Genomic DNA, 19,021 nt, shown 5'->3' on the forward strand with positions numbered 1-19,021 from the left:
TTTCCCATTGATTTTAGTTCTTAAAAATCCGAGTGTTCGCACTCGGATTTTTTATGTCTGTCGCTAGGTGAAATAGCGTCTTTCCATACTCACTCGTTTGTCAGCTTTTATATTTGTCTAGTTGTATATAAACAGCATAGAGCGCTAATTTAGGAAGTTATTAAGTTTTATTACCTCGGTCAAAGCAAACGTTTTTCCTCACACACTAGATAAAAATCTCACATGATCATGAAAATGATAATTGATCTCATTTTTATTTAAGGGCAGAATACGCGCCATTGTATTAATCCTATAAATGAATTCGCTCTCTATATGAAATTTACTCATGTTTTTTTAGGGCTCATAATTACCTCTAGTTCTGGCTTTGCTGCTGATGATTTCAACTGGCTTCGAGATGATGCTCGTAAAGATGAGCGAGTTCTTACCTACCTAACAGAACAAAACCACAAAACTGAACAGCACCAAAAAAGTTATCAGACGTTGACAAAAAACCTACTCACGCAGTGGGGTACCATGGTGGCAGACAAAGGTGATAAGCCATGGTCGATCATGAGTGGAAGAGAGTGGACGCTAACGCGTCGCGATGGTCGTTACTTACTGTTATCCCGTGCGAGTCAACATGCGCCAGAAAACGTGGTGTTCGATTTCGATAAACGACAATCTGCGCATCAGTACTACCAACTTGGTCAATGGCAAGTGAATGGTGACACATTACTTTTCACGGAAGATATCGACGGCAGCGAACAATATCGCGCCGTGGTTGTTGATTTACTCTCCGGTCAATCTACGGAACTGGTGACGCACGTCGATAGTGGCGTATTGTTGTCACCTAACGGGAAAGTGGCATTCCTCGTTGCAAAGGAAAAGCGCACTCAGCGACCTCATCAGATCTTACGTATCTCCACTGAATCTTTGGCAAAAACAGTCCTATGGAATGAACCCAAGTCAGATTGGTTACTTTCTTTCTATCGTGCGGCAGATAGCCGTTATGCTGTGCTGCAAAGCAACAACGAGTCAACAACAGAGCAGAAGCTTGTCGACCTAGAAACGGGCACTGTCTCAGATTCATTGCGAAAGCCTGAAGTGGGTGTGGAATATTACGCGGATGTGGCGAAAGGTTACATTTATCTTAAAAGCAACCTGGAAGGAAAGTTCGCCCTTTACCAAGTCGAACTCGCACCGCTTGGCGCAACATGGCAACGCTTCACCAATCCTCGTGAGCCGCTTGAACAGTTCTACCTTTATGATGCAGGAGTTGTGGCACTTAGCAAGCCAAACAATGTGTCGACTTTGACGGTGTATTCTTACCAAGGTCAGGAAAAAGTGATACTGCCATTGGAACACGATGGTAATGTCGCTTGGCTAAGCACGTTGGGCGATTTTGAATCAAACAAGATTCGTATCCGAAGCATGTCGATGACTACGCCTCCTCAGTGGGAAGAGTTCGATGTAAAAACGCTGAATAAATCCTTGTACTCTCAAGATGCTTACCAAGACTTTGATAGTCAGCGTTATGTATCCCAACGTATTTTTATTAAGCACGACGGCGTTTCTGTCCCGGTCTCTTTGGCGTATCGCAAAGACAAATTGCACCCACAATCTCCTGTGATGATTTACGGTTACGGCGCGTATGGTTTTACGATGAAACCGTACTTTATGCCTCAGGTTATCAGTTTACTCGACCAAGGTGTGATTTACGCTATCGCCCATGTCCGTGGCGGTGGGTACTTTGGCGATGAATGGCACGAGCAAGGCCGTGGTGTGCGAAAAGCCAATTCTATTGGTGATTTTGTCGCGGCCGCGAAGGCGCTGCAAACATTCGAACGTGGCAATAGAGAGGTTTTCGCCATCGGTTCTAGTGCTGGTGGCACGTTGGTGGCCGGAGCGGTTAATCAAGATCCTAAATTGTTTTCAGGTGCCGTACTTAAAGTGCCTTTTGTTGATGTGGTTGCAAGTATGTCGGATACCTCACTTCCGCTTACCACACAGCAGTATGGCGAATGGGGTAACCCAACCAAACCTGAACAATTGGCGTTAATGAAGGCGTACGATCCGATTCTCAATATCCATAAAGACGCTTACCCACCCATGTTTGTTCAAGTCGGTTTAATTGATCAGCGCGTGCCATATTGGGAAGGCGCAAAGTATCTGGCTAAAGTTTCAGCGTTAAGTGAGCGCAACGGGCCGTACTTGTTGCAAACTGATTTTAATTCGGGCCACCAAATGGACCCACGACAAGCGCAAGAACAACAAGCAAAAGAATACGCATTTCTACTATCACTCATTAAAACATCTAAAGCGGAGCAGTAAATGAAGCTTACCCCAGTGTCAGCGGCAGTACTTTCGGTACTTGCTGCCAGTCAAGTGCACGCCGAATCTAAGGTTTTCTCAATGGAAGAGGTGGTGGTAACCGCCAATAAAATCGATCAGCCATTGTCAAAAGTGGCAGGTAGTGTCGCGGTTATCACAAACGAGCAAATCGAAGAAAGAGGCGAGACCGAGCTATATGACGTGCTGCGTAACGAACCTGGTGTAAGTGTGACGGGCGGTGCAGGACGTCCGCAAAACATTACCATCCGTGGTATGACGGGTAACCGCATTATGATCGTTCGTGATGGCATTCGTTCTGCGGATGGCTTCGGTGCGAATGACATTAATGATGCCGTTGGGCGAGATACTTTTGATTTATCCAATTTTGAATCGCTGCAAATCATTAAAGGGGCAAGTTCTTCGGTGCATGGCTCTGGCGCGATTGGCGGTGTGGTGATTTTAGAATCCAGTCAGCCGGGTGATTTCTTAAAAGACAAAGACTTCTACACCGATGTTTCCGGTACTTACACCGATATCAGCAACAAGTACAAAGGCACGAGTAATCTAGCTTTTCGTTCCGGTGATACAGAGAGTTTGTTTAACGTTTCATACTGGCAAGGACAAGAAACACGTAACTTTGATGAAGATTTGTATAACCGCGACCTCGATGGTTACAGCGGTGCTTATACGATCAACCACTTTTTCAATGAAGAGGTGATGTTGAAAGCCAAAGCGGAACTCTACACCCAGAACCAAGAGCGTTTGGAGGGTTCGCCGTCCATTCAACCTGATGGAATTTGGCATATTGAAGACTTTGCTGAGGATGAAACCACAGAAGAGTACAGCGCTTATATTGGTGCAGAGGTGACTCCGATTAATCCAACTTGGTTCGAAGAGTTGGATACCAAAGTTTACTGGCGTCACACCGAAGTGGTGGAAGACACCAACCGTTTAATGCGCCAAGTGGATCATAATGGTTTGATCACCAAGCGTCGCGAGCTGGAACACAAAACCTTCATTGACGAAACAATTGGCTTCCGTGGCGATTTCACCAATACGATTTATGCAGCAAATGCTGAGCACCAATTGGCTTACGGTGTTGAGCTTTCTACAGACTATTACGAGCGCACAGATAGCGATTCCAAGATTGATTGGAACGGGGTAACGCCTTCGACCAAACAACCTTTCGCTCCTGCTCGTGCTTATAACATTGGCTTGTATGTTCGAGACATGGTGGAACTGGATAAATGGACCATCACAGGTGGTCTACGCTTTGATGCGCACCGTCTCACGCCAGACGGTGCGAGTGAAGTGGGCGGCTTCCCATTAAAAGACATGGATAGCTCAGAGGTATCTCCAAGTCTTTCGGTTTCTCGTGAAGTATTTGCCAACAACATTGCTTATGTATCTTATAACCATGGTTACCGTGCTCCGGAATACGATAAAGCGTATGGCTTCGTAAGCCACGACTTTGTGCCGCTCACGCCGTTTGTCATTGCACCAAACATGGATCTAGAAGCTGAAACTTCCGACTCATTTGAAATCGGTAACAAGTTCGATAACGGTCGTGCGTATGTCTATGCGTCTGTGTTCTACAACAAGTTTGAAAACTTCATCGATGTTGTGACCACAGGCTTTGATTCAAGCACTGGTAATTACATCAAACAGTACCAAAACCTTGATGGCGTAGAGACTTATGGCGCAGAGCTTTCTGCGGGTTACGCGCTCACCAAACAATGGGATATCAGCACTAAGTTTGGCTACGTAGATGGCAAAGACGCGGAAGGCGAATACGTTCGAAGCATTACGCCATTCGAAGGTAACGCTCAACTGAAATACGCCAACCAAGACTTCAACGCTTACGTGGCTTGGAACTGGGCCGCTGCCATGGATCGCGTTCCTAAATGCCAGACCACGCTTGGTCTAGCGACAGAGTGTGCTCAGACAAGCGCGTGGAATACGTTTGATCTTGGCGCAACTTACTACGTTTCCAAAGACCTTCGTGTTAGCGCAAACATCGTCAACTTGTTCGACAAAGAGTACATCCGATACCAGGACGTAGCGGGTATCGCTGAGGAAAGTAAGCGTTACTCAACTGAGCCTGGGCGCTACTTCACGCTAAATGCAAAATACGAATTCTAGGACGAAATCATGAAGCTAAAACCATTGGCGTTTTCACTACTTATTGCTTGTACCCCTGCGGCGCAGGCTGCAGAGTGGGATTATCCCGCAACGGACTCTGTGGTAACGAATGAAGCGCAAGCGAAAACTTATCTAGACAGCCACTACTCAGAAACGGGCGAGTTTAAGTTCCGTTACAAAACCCAGTCTCAGCTTGGTGAGCATTACAATTTTGATGTTTGGGTAAACGGTGAATATCAAGCACAGCGTGCCCTAGTAGTAACAACCGATAAAAATCATCACGTTGTGCGAGTGTTTAAGAGCCTTGAAGATACGATCATTCGCAACGGTAAACCAACGGTTGCAATGGAATTGGAATCGCCTCGCCAACTGCAAGCACAAGAGCCACCTGCTCTGAGCTCTGGAAGTCTGGTTGATGTTGAGGTTTCTTTATTCAACCCAGATCTTCGCACCATGCAACAGCAAGCGGCACCAGAATCGACGTGGTCAGCACTGTCCGATTACCCTCAGCCGATCGAGTACGTCACCAAGTCGATTGAGGTTTTAAAGTCGGGAGGTAAGTTCTATCTCTCTAACCCAAGATTAAAGCAAGTGGATGCGACGGGTTTATTTGCAGCCCCAACACCTGGTGAAGCACCTGTGCTTGATACGTTGGACTTTCTCAGCGCAGAAGGAGTTCAAGCGTTTGACAGTGTTGATGAGATGCAAAGCACCGAGTTTGGTGACAATGCGTTCCCACAGTTGATGGCTTTTTATCATCTTGATAGCTCGATCCAATATCTGACAAGCCTGACTTACGACTTGTTTGACGAACCGCTTCGTTTTGACGCTCGCGGTTTATCAAAAGATAACTCTACTTACTATTACGGTCCGAAAGCACTCATGCTAGGTGTCGGTGGTGTTTCTCCGGATGCAGTTGATGCTGATGTGGTGATACACGAGCTTGGGCATGGCATTCATTACCAAATCGTACCGGATTGGGCGTACGGTCACACTGGTGCTATCGCAGAGGGTTTTGCTGATTACTGGGCGGGCAGCGCGAGCTACCGCATTCAATATTTGGATGCTTCGCGTCGTGGTCAAGAGTTCGAGCTAGATACGGTGTTCAACTGGGACGGTGTGTTCGGAACACGCAAAACAACTCGTAGCTTATGGAACCAAAGAGCACGTTACTTCGAAAGCTCAGAGTATCCAGCGCACGTCAGTGTGGGCGGTGAACTAGGTGACGAGCTATGGTCAACGCCGCTGTTTCAAGCGCTTAAAGCATCGGTTGAACGATACGGTGATGATACCGATAGGGTGTTCCGCGAGTTTGACGCCATTGTTCTTGAAGGCATGTACGGCATTGGTCGTGGCGTGAAAATGCATGATCTGGCGGAGTCGACCGTGTTTGCCGCAAACATCTTGTTCCCAAATAAAGACTACGCCCAATTCCTGACGGACAGCTTCAACAGACACAACTTACTTAAAGCGCCTCTTCGTGTTCGCTATGACGCTCGATACATCGCACAAGGTCAAGACGTTGGTTTGAGCCTGAGCCAAACTGGCCGTGAAGCGAGCATCAAAGGGCAATGGCAGCTAAACAACGCATCTGTTTTCGATTTTGATGAAACGCTTTCTGACTCGACCTCAATGAAGGTGGCGTTACCAAGCGGTCTAACATGTGGCACGCAATTCGATTCCTCTATTTCATTGGATTATCAATTTTCTGAAGGCCTAAAGACTCACCAGTGGAGTGAAAAGGTGGTGCTGGTTAATGGTACGCCAGAGCTCGATATCCAGCCTCAACCAGTGAACTCCGCTTTGCCGGAACAGGGCGACAGACTGTTCTCTCAGACGCTATCGGACAAGTCACGCACGATTGATGATTCGTTTGCGGTTTACCTGAACATCGAACATGACTCACTGCAAGATCTGCAAGTGACGCTAGTGTCTCCACAAGGCAAATCGGTCGTGCTACTTAGCCATCAATCAAGCAATACCAAAGGATTTAAAGGTTACTTCACCGCTCAGTATGACGAGGAGTTACAAGCACTTGTCGGTCAACCGAGTTGGGGTACTTGGCGTCTCGAAGTGTCTGACCGCGTGTCAGGGAACTCTGGGGTGTTGAAAGAGTGGGGTGTGAGTCACTTTGCTCAGTATCAGTGTAGTGCTGATACCACTAAAGAAAGCAGTGGCGGTGGTTCAGGTGGCAGTGGTTCGCCTTGGACCTTGTTAGGACTTTTCCTGCTTTCAATGGTGAGAGTGATTCGCTCTCGTTAATTAAAATCAAAAGAAGATAAAATCTATGAAGTTTCAATATTCTTTCGTTGCTATGTCACTAGCCCTTGCTGGCTGTGGCGGAGGTTCTGGTGGTGACACGTCGGCACCGACCTATGATGTAGCTGGCACCATCGTTTCTGCAGGTACACTTCTTGATACGCCAGTATGTATCGATTTAAACCAAAACTACGTTTGTGATTCCACTGAACCGAGTGCTAAAACGGATAATGCCGGTAAATTTAGCCTGACTTCAAGCGACAAAAACGTACTAACCAGCACCATTCTTGCTCAAGTTGATCAAGGTTCAAACCAAACGTTGCGTCTTGCGGCTCCGGGTCAAAATTTAGCAACGGGTAACACGGTCAATGGTGTAACAACGTTGCTCGCGGGTCTTGTAATTGACGGTAAAACCGTTGCTCAAGCTGAAGAGATTGTGAAAGCGCAACTCGCCGATGCCGGCGTTTCTCTTTCTGGTACGGTGATGTCTAACGCAGAAGCTAGCGAGCTAGACAAGCTAGAGCAAAACACGGTTGTGCTATTAGCTGCGATGCAGCCACAACAAATGACCCAAGGCGTAGCGCTGCTTGCTCAAAGCCTTAGCTTCCAGGGTAAATCATTGGCCTCTGATCTTCTGTCTGAAGCGGAAGTAAGTGCATTTGCTGAAGAAATTGTAGCGGTTGCTGAACAAACGGTTGGTAGTAACGATACGGGCGCCGTTCTTTATTTTGCTGAAGGAGCAGCAGACGTAGCAGAGGTTCAAGCGTCTTACCCTGGTCAAGATGCGGAATACGGCTTCGACAAAGAGGACAAGCAAACGTCGACAGGCGCTGGCTTTAAGTTCGTTAAGCTAGATTCACAAGGTGCAGCTTTAGCTGCAGATGCGACTGAGTGGGCTTGTACTATGGACGAACGTACTGGTCTTGTTTGGGAAAATAAGAGTGCGGATGCGAGCTCGGTTCAATTTAAAGATCGCCTGTTTGCGTTTGAGTCTGAAGCATTTAAGCCATTTAGCAAAGATGTAGAGCTTGCAGGTTGTAAAGACGCTGGTGATGAAGTTTGTACCACTAGCCAATATGTTGAGTACATAAACAAACAATCGTTATGTGGAATCACTGGTTGGCGCTTGCCTACTTACCGTGAGACTTATGACTTACTAGACTTTGGTGAACAAACACTGTTTGCTCCGAACGATGAATATGCAAAATACAACGTCTATGGTTTTAATGTTAAATACTTTCCACAGCAAACCATAGGTAGCCCTTATTTAGGATATGGTGCGTTTTGGCATAGCGACTTTAAGTTTACGAATGCATCATCACAACTTATTGATGGCGAGATTTATTTCCCTGCGATTGTCTCCCGGGGCAAAGATAGAGGCACTATTTCATACGTCGAGATTCGATCAAGCAATACAAGTGCGGGTGCCGATGATTCTTACCAATTCCCAATCCGTCTAGTCGCAGTTAAGGGGCAATAAGATGAAGAAATTAATAACTGTACTATCTCTTACTTTGGCTTCTCAAACTGCAATAGCTGCACAAGAGTGTTCTACTGACTTTGCTAAAACGGCACCTAACACGCGTTATACATATTCTGAGAGCGGTACCGTAACTGACCTGAAAACAGGTCTAACATGGATGCGCTGTCCAGTTGGTATGACATGGAATGTAGGAAACCAAGAATGCCAGGGGACGCGATCTACAATGTCATGGCAACTCGCTCTCTCCACAGCCAAACAAATTCGTAATAAGGACGGCAACCATCCTCTTCACAATTTTGCTGACAAAAAAAATTGGCGACTAGCAAATATCAAAGAGCTAGTATCTCTAACTGAGCGAGCTTGCCACAGCCCAGCCATAAATAGTACAGGGTTTGCTAGCGGCTATAGTCTGACAGATGGAGATGATGTTCTAGGGCGTTATGTCTGGAGCAACACACCTAATGGCGACGGTAAGCATGTTGCAACTTTTGATACGACTAATGGTGAGGTTTTCAATAGAGATCCGTTAAACTCAAGTTTCAAAAGTTCTCTCTTGTTAGTGACAGATGAATAATAATTATTACGTTAATAAGGGTTGATAGCTTTGCCTTTAAAATAAGCTCCGCCAGTGCGGAGCTTTTTCTTTTCTAACCTTTGGAACTTATCGTGTTGAGCAGAGAATTTAAACTTGGAACTGCTTAAGCTGATGTTTTTGGTTTTCTGCTAAACCAGACAACTCTTGCGCTGCCGCGGCTGATTGAGTGATACCAGTGACGTTCTGGCTCACTAGTTCATAGATGTTCGTTAAGTTGTTGTTGATATCAGCCGTGACCTGCTTCTGCTCTTCTGATGCGGTCGCAACTTGAGTGTTGATTGAGTTCAGATCGGCGATAGCATTACTGATATTAGCAAGTGATTGGCTAACTTCTTGTGTCAGAGCTTGGTTGTCTGACAACATCGCTAAGCTGAAATGCATACTTTCATTTGCGTGACCAGATTGTTGCTGTAGCTCTTCTATAATGGTTTGGATCTCTTTGGTGGACTCCTGAGTTCGCGCTGCCAGCATACGTACTTCATCGGCCACTACCGCAAAGCCTCTGCCACTTTCGCCCGCTCGTGCAGCTTCAATCGCTGCATTCAGTGCAAGTAGATTCGTTTGCTCAGAAATACCTTCAATCACTTCGATCACGCGACCAATGTGTTCTGATTGATCTTTTAGCGAAGTTACGACGGCAGCGGCTTCGTTAAGTTGTTCCGCCATCTTTTCACTTGCGCGAGTGCTTTCCCCAAACATGCTTATACTTTGTGAGGTTAACGTACGTGCTTGATTTGATGCACTATCGGCTTCTTGTGCATTGGTCGATACTTCAGCTGCGGTCGACTCTAGCTGATTGATCGCCGAGGCTACTTGCTCAACTTCTTGCTTTTCTTGATCCGAGTTGACGCTGCTTTGAGTCATAACAGTTGCTAACTCGGTTGATGCTGATGCCACATCTTCACTAATGCGAACCAATGCGCTTACAGTTTCACGCAGTTTTTCTATGGTCTGGTTTACATCTCGAGCCAGCTGAGACACTTCGTTTTTCCCGATGGCTTCGGCCTTAACTAGTAGGTTTCCCTTCGCGACTTCCTGCATCGTTACTTGAAGGTTACGAATCGGCGCAACGATGTAGCTGGCGAGTACCCAACTAATAAGTGAAGCGGCACTCAAGATCACCGCAAGCGAGACGGCGCTGTAAGTTAGCGTGGTTGAATGTTGTTCGCCATTCGTTTCGACTTCATCGGTGACGATTTGATTCAATTGTTTAGATAGTTTGTCGATGGCGTTGATCATCGCTTCGCCAGCTAATCGATACTCAGCCATTGTAGATTCGTACTTTTGATTGAAATCAGAGGTGGTGTAATCAGAAGAGTGTTTAGTGGTGAGCAGAGGTGTCATGGTAACGCGAGTGAAATCAACATAGTGATTCATGGCCTTACGCATAGCATTGACTTCATTTTGAACGCCAGGGAGATTGTCGATGGAGTTAAGAAAATCGCGGTTTTTGTTTTGTCGCTCAGAAAGCTCTTGGTTGAGAGACTGAACATCTTCGGCTCTAAATAGACTATAAATGGCTTTGATGCGCATGGCGTAAGTGTTGTCTACGATGCCGCTAAGTTCCTCTTTGTGAATGATTAGCTTATGGGTGGAAGCCGAAACCTTATTGAATGCTTGATCGAGTTTACCGATTCCGACACTCAGTCCAATGATGAGTAATATAACTGTGAATAGAACAGGCAGAAAAACCTGAAGTTTAATAGAAAGCGTACTAAGAAATTGACGCATGAGATTGACCCTCTATCGGTTTAATTATTATCTTTTTTATAAATAAGCATTTCGATTTTAATTGTTATATTTGCCAAATCAATGAGTTACTCATATCTAATTGTTATGAAATGTACCAAAATCGATGGGGTTATCATCTTGAACATGAGGCAACTTATAAAAACGTTACGTTCAAATTGAGAGAGGGATAAGTCGCGGAATTAATAGTTAGAAATGACAACGTGTCATAGAGGGTTCAACTAAGTGAAACACAACTGTCATATTCAAATTCTAAAGTGAGCACCGTTCAAGTGAAACACAACGGCAATAAAGCCACTTAAGGAAATTGTGATGAAAAAGACAGTAATCGGTGCAATCGCACTTCTAGGCGCAATGGCAGTGACTCCTGTTTCTGCTAAAGAAACTATCTCTGCAGTGGGTTCTAGCAGCGTAACTCCACTGATGGAAGTTTTCTCTGAAACGTACATGAAGAAGAACCCTAACGTATTTATCGAAGTTCAAGGTCCTGGTTCTTCAGCTGGTGTAAAAGCAGCGAAAAATGGTTCAGCAGACCTTGGTATGTCTTCTCGTAATCTAAAAGACTCTGAAAAAGAATCAACACTAATCGAAGAAGTGGTTGCTCGTGATGGTATCGCAGTGGTTGTCAACCCACAAAACAAACTGCCAGGTCTAACAGCCGAGCAAGTGACTGCAATCTACAAAGGCGAAGTATCAAACTGGAAAGAAGTCGGTGGTGCAGACAAGCCAATCGTAGCCATTACTCGTGACACAGCTTCTGGTACTCGTGGCGCATTTGAAGACATCATGTCTCTAAAAATGAAGATTTCTGGTAAGAAGGTATCAGCTATCTCTCAACGTGCTCAAGTTGCAAACGGTAACGGCGCACTGAAAACAATGGTTGCATCTAACCCATACGCAATCGGCTACATTTCTCTTGGTACTGTAGACAACACTGTTAATGCGCTAGCAATCGACGGCGTTGATGCAACGGTAGCTAACGTTAAAAACGGTTCTTACAAAGTAGCGCGTCCATTCCTTGTTCTTTACAAAGAAGGCAAGCCATCAACAGAAACGCAAAAATTCCTAGACTGGATGCTAACTGATGAAGCGCAAGCGCTAGTTGACCAAAAAGGTTACATCTCAGTTAACTAATCCCATCGGGACTCTAAAGTTTGCTCAGCCCAACGTTTCGGGCTGAGCCTTTTCTATCCATTGTGTTCAACGGCATTGCCCAGAACCGTGAGATTTTTAAATGACCATCGCAACAAATAGTGAAAAGCTTATGAATACTGACGCTAGAGCTATCAGCAAGTCAGGCCTACGCGAGAAGCGTCGTGTAGACTGGAAAGAGCGCATCTTCCACGGCTTGTTCCTAACGAGTGCCGTAATCGGCATTGTTTCATTGGCCGTTATTGCATACTTCATCGTTCGAGAGAGTATTCCGGCATTCCAAGAAGCAGGCGTATCGGGCATTGTCTTAGGACAAAACTGGTTACCACCTGCGCTTTACGGTGTCGCCACCATGATTGTGGCATCTATCGTATCGACGGCTGGTGCTGTCATTGTTGGGGTTCCAATTGGTGTTCTGACCGCCATTTTTATCGCTGAAATCGCACCAAAGCGATTAGCAGACATCATCCGTCCAGCGGTTGAGCTGCTAGCCGGTATTCCTTCAGTGGTCTACGGTTTCTTCGGTCTGGTTATTATCGTTCCATTGATTCAGAAAGTATTTGATGTACCTGCAGGTAACACTATCTTGGCCGGTATTATTGTTCTTGGTGTGATGATTCTACCAACAGTAATTACGGTTTCTGAAACGTCTATTCGCGCTGTCCCTCGTACTTATAAAGAAGGTTCTTTGGCACTGGGCGCATCGAAAATCTACACCATCTTTAAGTTGCTCGTTCCAGCGGCTCGCTCAGGCATCATGACAGGTGTGATACTGGGTATCGGTCGTGCGTTGGGTGAGACCATGGCGATTATCATGGTTATGGGTAACGCGCCGGCAATGCCAGAAGGCATCTTGGATTCGGCTCGTACACTAACTGCAAACATCGCTATTGAAATGTCTTACGCAAGTGGTGTTCACGCGAACGCACTTTACGCTACAGGTGTAGTACTTCTGGTCTTCATCATGTCGTTGAACGCTGTACTACTGTACCTAAACCGAGAAAAAGCGAAGTAATCGCTCGTTAAAGGTGACTATTATGGATCGCGCAAAACTGAAAAAAGCACGCCAGTTCAAAGATAATGTCTTTAACGCATTTGTCTGGATCTCGGCAGCACTAACGGTAGGTTTTTTGTTCTGGATTATCTGGTACATCCTATCAAACGGTCTACAACACGTAGATTGGAACTTCATTACTGATAACTATACGCGTACAGGTGAAGAGCATGGTATCTTCCCAATGATTGTGGCGACCATTTACATGGTTATCGCTTCTATCGCAGTGGCAGCGCCACTCGGTATCATGACGGCAATCTACTTGACCGAATACGCGAAAGTGGGCAGTCGTTTGGTGAAAATCATCCGATTCTGTACCGAGTCATTGGCGGGTATCCCGTCGATCATTTTCGGCCTGTTTGGTATGACTTTCTTCGTGGCGATTCTTGGCCTTGGCTTCTCGATTCTGTCGGGTGCATTGACGCTAAGTATCCTAATCCTGCCAGTGATCATCCGTACAACGGAAGAAGCGCTGATGGCAGTGCCACAAACTTACCGTGAAGGCTCTTATGGCCTCGGTGCTTCTAAGATTTACACTATCTGGCGTTTGATTCTTCCGAGTGCAATGCCAGGTATCTTAACCTCGGTCATTCTAAGTATTGGTCGTGTCATTGGTGAGTCTGCTCCAGTATTCCTGACAGCAGGTATGGTTGCACGTATTCCGGACTCTTTATTGGATTCAGGTCGTACGCTAACCGTTCACCTATACAAACTGACTACCGAACTGTTTACCGTTGAAGAATGGAATCAGGCTTACGGTACGGCAACAGTGCTTATCGTAGTTGTTCTCTTGATCAACATGGTAACGAAACTGATTGCTAGACGTTTTAACACCGCAACTTACTAACAACACTAATTAAGAACGCACGTTAAAAGACACGAATTCAAGAATTAAGAGATTAAGACAATGAACAAATTTGATATTGAAAACCTAGACCTATTCTACGGTGACAACCAAGCACTGAAATCGATCAACTTACCAATTCCAGTTCGCCAAGTAACTGCACTTATCGGCCCGTCAGGTTGCGGAAAATCAACGCTTCTACGCTGTTTGAACCGAATGAATGATCTAATCGAAGGCGTGAAAATTACAGGTAAATTGGCGATGGACGGCGAAGATATTTACGGCAACATTGATGTTGCTGACCTTCGCATCAAAGTCGGCATGGTATTCCAAAAGCCAAACCCATTCCCGATGAGCATTTACGAGAACGTGGCTTACGGCTTACGTGCTCAAGGTATCAAAGACAAAAAGACAATTGATGAAGTGGTAGAGCGTTCGCTGCGCGGTGCTGCACTTTGGGATGAGGTGAAAGATCGCCTTAAATCACACGCATTCGGTCTTTCTGGTGGTCAGCAGCAACGTTTATGTATTGCACGTACAATCGCGATGGAGCCGGATGTGATTCTGATGGATGAGCCAACGTCGGCACTTGACCCAATTGCGACACACAAAATCGAAGAACTGATGGAAGAGCTAAAGAAGAACTACACCATCGTTATCGTGACTCACTCAATGCAACAGGCGCGTCGTATCTCTGACCGCACTGCGTTTTTCCTAATGGGTGAACTGGTTGAGCACAACGATACGCAAGTGATCTTTAGCAACCCTCAAGACGACCGTACTCAAGGCTACGTAAATGGTGATTTCGGTTAATCCACCGTATTTACAAGCATAACTAAATAACTATAAGCGATGGTAACTTTGCCCCTCTTGATGAGGGGCCTTTTTCTTTTTAAGTCGTAGGCTTAAAACATCTACCAACACAAAAATCTTGTAAATAAGTACAACTTTCCTCCCCAGTTTATAAAGCATGTAACTTATGTGAAACATGGCTTTAAAAGTGCTGAAGAGCTCTCGAATGTAACACTAAGTCTGATAATTTTGCGAATGACTTAACAGCTCAAATTTGAACGTATTGATTGCATATCATGGCCTAAGTAGTTTTTTATCGAGGATAAAAAAGTAGATTAGGTTGGTAGGGTGAGTTTAAGAAGTTTTACAAGAAAAGTGTCTTCAACGAGGGACCATCGGTTGCTAGCGGAGGCAATCTTTGATCATTTAGAGAGTCTGTTCTCCCCTCAAGCCCTCGCTATTTTTGAAGATCCTTCAATTAACCCTCGTCATTCGATGAGCTTCTCTCGCGGAGAGCTTTACCCAACCCAAAACTATCCTGAGACATTCTGGGAGTGGGCAAGTCAGTTTGACACCTCTGAAAGCATCATACCTCTGGCGATCAACACTTGTAACTGGAATCACACCCGAGATTTAGGCGGTGATAGTTACATCATGATGCTCGACAACACGCCTATCAAACGTACCTACCTACTGATTCAATCTGTACATGCTCGCACAGCACATAATATCTATGAAGAAAGTTACGACGCAATGCAGCTCGCAGCGGCGCGTTGGCAATGTATTCGTGCTGAAAAAAATGCCTCGAAAGAGATCAGGCACAGAGATATTCGTGAAGCGCAATATGTTGATGAGATTAGCCAACGCGAGCGCTTTATCGAAAATATGAAGTTAGTTCAGCAAGTTGCACTCGAAATCTCTAACCCTGATTCTTTAAAGGACTTGTACTACAAAGCCGTCGAAGCGTTACGTGAACGACTTGGGTTTGATCGCTCTACACTGATGCTTCTCGATATGAAAAAGCGCAGCTTCAGTGGTACATACGGTACGGATGAGTCAGGAATTACGATTGATGAATTTCACACACAATACGATTTACACCAACTTAGCGAGGAGTATATCACCGCGTTATCTAGCCTCGAGAGCAACTTAGTTATTGTAGAAGACGCGCCAATATACACAGCAGGCAAGGTCATCGGGCAGGGCTGGAATGCGATGTTGATTTTACGCGATGGCAATGAACCGTTTGGGTGGTTCGCGCTAGATAACTTTATTCATCGTAAGCCGATAACGGCATATCAAAAACAGATGTTGGACTCGTTTGGTTCACTCTTCTCTCAAATTTACATTCGTAAGCGCCAAGAACAAAACGTACGCATGCTGCATTCAAGCATGGTTGAGTTATCACGTTGCACTACTGTCAGTGGAGTATGCAAATCGGCCGTCACTTTCGCCATTAAAAATCTTGGTATTGATCGAATGGCGGTGTTTTTAACTGATGAAAATTGCTCTTACATGCAAGGAACGTGGGGTACCGATATTCAAGGTAATGTGGTGGATGAATCTTACTTCTTTGGCAAAACCCAAGATTTCTCTCTTATAAATCTGGCTCGCTCAATGCCAAACGAAGTCGCATTTGAAGAATCAGTGCCTATTTATCATGACTGTAATATTGTTGGCTTTGGTTGGGCTGCGATGACGGTATTGACTTCAAATAGCAGTGGTCCTATCGCCTTTATCGCTGTTGATAATTTGCTGACACGTGCGCCCTTAACTTCTCAGTTACGTGAAGTGATTCGTATGTTCGCGTCCAGCTTAGCTGAAGTATTGCAACGTACTCAAGCTCAAGAGGCGATTCGCGAATTAAACGAAAACTTAGAGCTGGAGGTTCAGAACCGAACAAAAGAGTTGGAGGAGGCCAATCGACAGCTTGAGGTACTTTCTAAGCTCGATCCTTTGACGCGTCTTGGTAATCGCCGCATGTTAGAACATGTGATGCAAAAATATTGTGCCCTAGAGTGTGAAGACGACATGTCGTTTGGCCTGATCCTGATTGATATTGACCATTTTGGCTTATTCAATAATCACTATGGTCATCTCGAAGGCGATATCGCATTGATGCGAATTGGCTATATCTTGGATCATCATACCAAAGGTGAAGATGAAGTTTTTTGCCGTATCGGAGGTGAGGAGTTTGCATTGCTCATGATTGGTTCTGAGCAAGAGGAGGTTCGACTGAGAGCAGAGTGCATTCGTCAGTGCATCGAGGGCGAGGGGATAAAGCATCGACATAACCCAGAAGGGGAGTTACTTACCGTTTCAGTCGGTTACTCCTGTTATAAAGCGAAAGGCAAAGACTTTAATTTCGACCATTTATATCAGTTGTCGGATAAGGCACTCTATCAAGCGAAGAATCATGGGCGAAATTGTGTAAGGCGATACGAATACGAGCCCCAAGTGTTTGTTGAGTGAGTTATGTTCATAAGAGCAACTTGATAGGGAAGGGGCGGCGGTTGGTGCTCTAGATAAAACCGCTAAAGCAAATTTGGCCGGATATGAGAATGGGCAGCTCATGAGAGCTGCCATTGTTATCTAGTTATTTATAGCTTTTCGAGTTGGTGGTCGGTTTTCGTTACGTTTGCTTTGCCAAGGTTTTGAATTTTCGCTAGCAGCGAATCAGGGCTCCAAGGTTGTTGGTTGGCACTAAAATACGCTTGATTCATGGCATTAAGCTCTTGCTTAATTGCTTGTACGTCACCAGGGTTTAACCTGTCTTGATGAGTGGTTAAATACTCATTTACAGAGCGTTCAATTTTCGCAGCATCGCCCTCTTCGATGACTTTTTTTAGCGCGTCGATGCAAAGTGGTTGTTCAGTATTTGAAACCGTTCCACTCGCTGTTATTGACCGCTTTTTCCATGCCCAAATAGCGATTCCCAATGTCATTATCCAAAGCCCTAAGAAAACAAAGGTTAATGTTCGCCAGAGACTGTTTACATCGCCGCTTGATTCAGGACTAGGGGCTGACACTAAAGGCGCTGAAAGAGGCGATTCCGGCAACGTGATTAGCCCAGTGTCATTTTTCTCTACGTCTAATGTTAGCTCTGGTAACGTTGTTTTCTTCGCTTCATCATTTTGACTGTCCCACCAGTTCAAGTCGTATCCTGGTAAGGTATATTTCCCGGCCTCTGTAGGAATAATGACTTGCTTCACCGTCATGGTAACGGTGCCATCTCTCGCGCTATCGAACTTAGGTTGTTCGGGATACACGCGCAGTGAACTCGGGTAACTAATATTGACTCGTGGCAGATATTCGGCTTGTGTACCGCGAGCCTTAACTTGAATGGTTCGAGTGAGTGAAGAGCCTTGTTTTACTGTGTTGATTGCGTTAGTCGACAATAGATTACCTTGATCGTCTTGCCAGCTCTGTGTCATTTCTAACGCTGAAGCAGGAAGCCATTCACCTTTAAATTCGCTCGGAATCGGTTTGACCGTGATTGGCATGCGTTCCGCTTTGGTGTTGATAGGCATTATTTTGGTTGAGCCCGTCAAGCTGTCGCCATAAATATAAGAACCGGTCAGTTTAGGACCTATCAAGGTATAAGTGCCTGGTTGATTTGCCGTTAAGCGAAACGACTGCTCTATGACCGCTACTTCTAACCCATTTAAGATCTTCTGTCTTTGTTGTAAGCCACCCAGTGCCTCAAGCTTCATGCCTTCAATCTGCGGAGGTACTATTTGCGGGTTATCTAGGCGTCGAGTGTCCGCTTTAATTAGAAGTTGTATACGTAATGTTGCAGATTGCTGAGGGTAGAGCGTACTGTTGTCGACCGTAATATTGAAGCTAAATAGATCATCAAGATTGGGGTCTGTTTGGCTCGCGTTGACACGTAGTTTGATCGGCTCCGTTTTCATGCCATCAGCGGAAAAACTTGGAATAGTCAGAACACCTTCTTTCATTGGTGCAATTGAGATACTCCACTCGGTACGCACCGATTTTCTTCCGTTAATGTTATTGCTAGAGCGGCCATAACGAGGTTGACCCAAGAAGAAGTCTTTCTCTAGAACGTTGAAGTCGATTGAGTCTGAGCTGAGCTCAGTATCTGAAATGATTCTGAGGTTAATCACTTCATTCTTGGCTATTTGTGTTTTATTCACACTAGCTTGAAGTGTCTGTGCCATCACCGAGAAACTGGATATTAGGCTGGCCACAAAAATAAAGACCAGTTTTACGCCTTTGTTCATCACAGGCTTACCACTCCTTTTGAGATTGTTGTGGAGGTTGTTTTTGTTGCGCTTGAAGTTGCATTTGCGCACGGATCAAAAAGCTTGGGTCGCGAGCACTTTCTACTGCTTCTAGTCGACGGAACTCAGGATCATCCTGATGCATTTTTTCGGGATGCGCTTTAGCCTGTATTGGTTCACCTTGATCATTCACTTGCTTGTCATCTCGTTGCGGTTGATGTTGTTCCGTTTTTTGTTTTTCTTTTTTATTTTCAGAATCTTGCTGATTTTGTGACTGTTGTCCTTGCGCTTCTTTCCCTTCGTTTTGAGACTTTTGTTGCTGTTGCTGTTGCTGTTGCTGTTGCTGTTGCTGTTGCTGTTGCTGTTGCTGTTGCTGTTGCTGTTGCTGTTGCTGTTG

General features: G+C 45.3%; 12 protein-coding genes and 1 pseudogene. 10 read left to right on the forward strand and 3 right to left on the reverse strand.

Annotation, left to right across the window (positions count from 1 at the left end; translation table 11 throughout):
• Positions 1–312 precede the first annotated feature (312 nt).
• The 5 genes from R7F67_RS21775 to R7F67_RS21795 are packed head-to-tail and all read left to right on the forward strand — an operon-like array spanning position 313 to position 8,768.
• Entirely contained in the window at positions 313–2,310 is a 1,998-nt protein-coding gene (locus tag R7F67_RS21775; RefSeq protein WP_086047249.1) for a prolyl oligopeptidase family serine peptidase, read from the forward strand.
• Entirely contained in the window at positions 2,311–4,452 is a 2,142-nt protein-coding gene (locus R7F67_RS21780; protein ID WP_318057371.1) for a TonB-dependent hemoglobin/transferrin/lactoferrin family receptor, read from the forward strand.
• Between the two features lie 9 nt (positions 4,453–4,461).
• On the forward strand, positions 4,462–6,714 hold the full coding sequence (locus R7F67_RS21785; protein WP_318057372.1) for a proprotein convertase P-domain-containing protein: 2,253 nt from the start codon (positions 4,462–4,464) through the stop codon (positions 6,712–6,714).
• Positions 6,715–6,739: 25 nt separating this feature from the next.
• Positions 6,740–8,191, forward strand: coding sequence for a DUF1566 domain-containing protein (locus tag R7F67_RS21790; protein WP_047104502.1), 1,452 nt, complete (start codon positions 6,740–6,742; stop codon positions 8,189–8,191).
• A 1-nt stretch (position 8,192) separates the two neighbouring features.
• Positions 8,193–8,768 carry a DUF1566 domain-containing protein gene (locus R7F67_RS21795; protein WP_017635423.1) on the forward strand — a complete coding sequence of 192 codons (576 nt, stop codon included), beginning with the start codon at positions 8,193–8,195 and terminating at the stop codon, positions 8,766–8,768.
• A 108-nt stretch (positions 8,769–8,876) separates the two neighbouring features.
• Here R7F67_RS21795 and R7F67_RS21800 read toward each other — a convergent pair whose 3' ends face one another.
• Positions 8,877–10,520, reverse strand: a complete 1,644-nt coding sequence (locus R7F67_RS21800) for a methyl-accepting chemotaxis protein (protein ID WP_017635422.1) — start codon at positions 10,518–10,520, stop codon at positions 8,877–8,879.
• A gap of 330 nt (positions 10,521–10,850) precedes the next feature.
• On the opposite strand from R7F67_RS21800, the gene R7F67_RS21805 reads away from it, so the two are divergent.
• The 5 genes from R7F67_RS21805 (at position 10,851) to R7F67_RS21825 (ending at position 16,852) form a co-directional block, all read left to right on the forward strand.
• Positions 10,851–11,672 (forward strand): phosphate ABC transporter substrate-binding protein, encoded by an 822-nt coding sequence (locus R7F67_RS21805; RefSeq protein WP_005375153.1) that lies wholly within the window; start codon positions 10,851–10,853, stop codon positions 11,670–11,672.
• 100 nt (positions 11,673–11,772) lie between these two features.
• Positions 11,773–12,705, forward strand: a complete 933-nt coding sequence (gene pstC, locus R7F67_RS21810) for a phosphate ABC transporter permease subunit PstC (RefSeq protein WP_005375154.1) — start codon at positions 11,773–11,775, stop codon at positions 12,703–12,705.
• Between the two features lie 22 nt (positions 12,706–12,727).
• Positions 12,728–13,591 carry a phosphate ABC transporter permease PstA gene (gene pstA / locus R7F67_RS21815; protein WP_005383923.1) on the forward strand — a complete coding sequence of 288 codons (864 nt, stop codon included), beginning with the start codon at positions 12,728–12,730 and terminating at the stop codon, positions 13,589–13,591.
• Positions 13,592–13,651: 60 nt separating this feature from the next.
• Positions 13,652–14,401 carry a phosphate ABC transporter ATP-binding protein PstB gene (pstB, locus tag R7F67_RS21820; protein ID WP_005375156.1) on the forward strand — a complete coding sequence of 250 codons (750 nt, stop codon included), beginning with the start codon at positions 13,652–13,654 and terminating at the stop codon, positions 14,399–14,401.
• A gap of 327 nt (positions 14,402–14,728) precedes the next feature.
• Entirely contained in the window at positions 14,729–16,852 is a 2,124-nt protein-coding gene (locus R7F67_RS21825; RefSeq protein WP_318057373.1) for a GGDEF domain-containing protein, read from the forward strand.
• Between the two features lie 128 nt (positions 16,853–16,980).
• On the opposite strand, the gene R7F67_RS21830 is transcribed toward R7F67_RS21825, so the two are convergent.
• Both R7F67_RS21830 and R7F67_RS21835 read right to left on the reverse strand, forming a co-directional pair.
• Positions 16,981–18,627, reverse strand: coding sequence for a BatD family protein (locus R7F67_RS21830; RefSeq protein WP_053303852.1), 1,647 nt, complete (start codon positions 18,625–18,627; stop codon positions 16,981–16,983).
• Positions 18,628–18,631: 4 nt separating this feature from the next.
• Positions 18,632–19,021 (reverse strand): annotated as a pseudogene (locus R7F67_RS21835) (hypothetical protein); the annotation flags it as partial.

Source organism: Vibrio sp. YT-17 (assembly GCF_033337375.1).
Taxonomy (GTDB): domain Bacteria; phylum Pseudomonadota; class Gammaproteobacteria; order Enterobacterales; family Vibrionaceae; genus Vibrio; species Vibrio alginolyticus.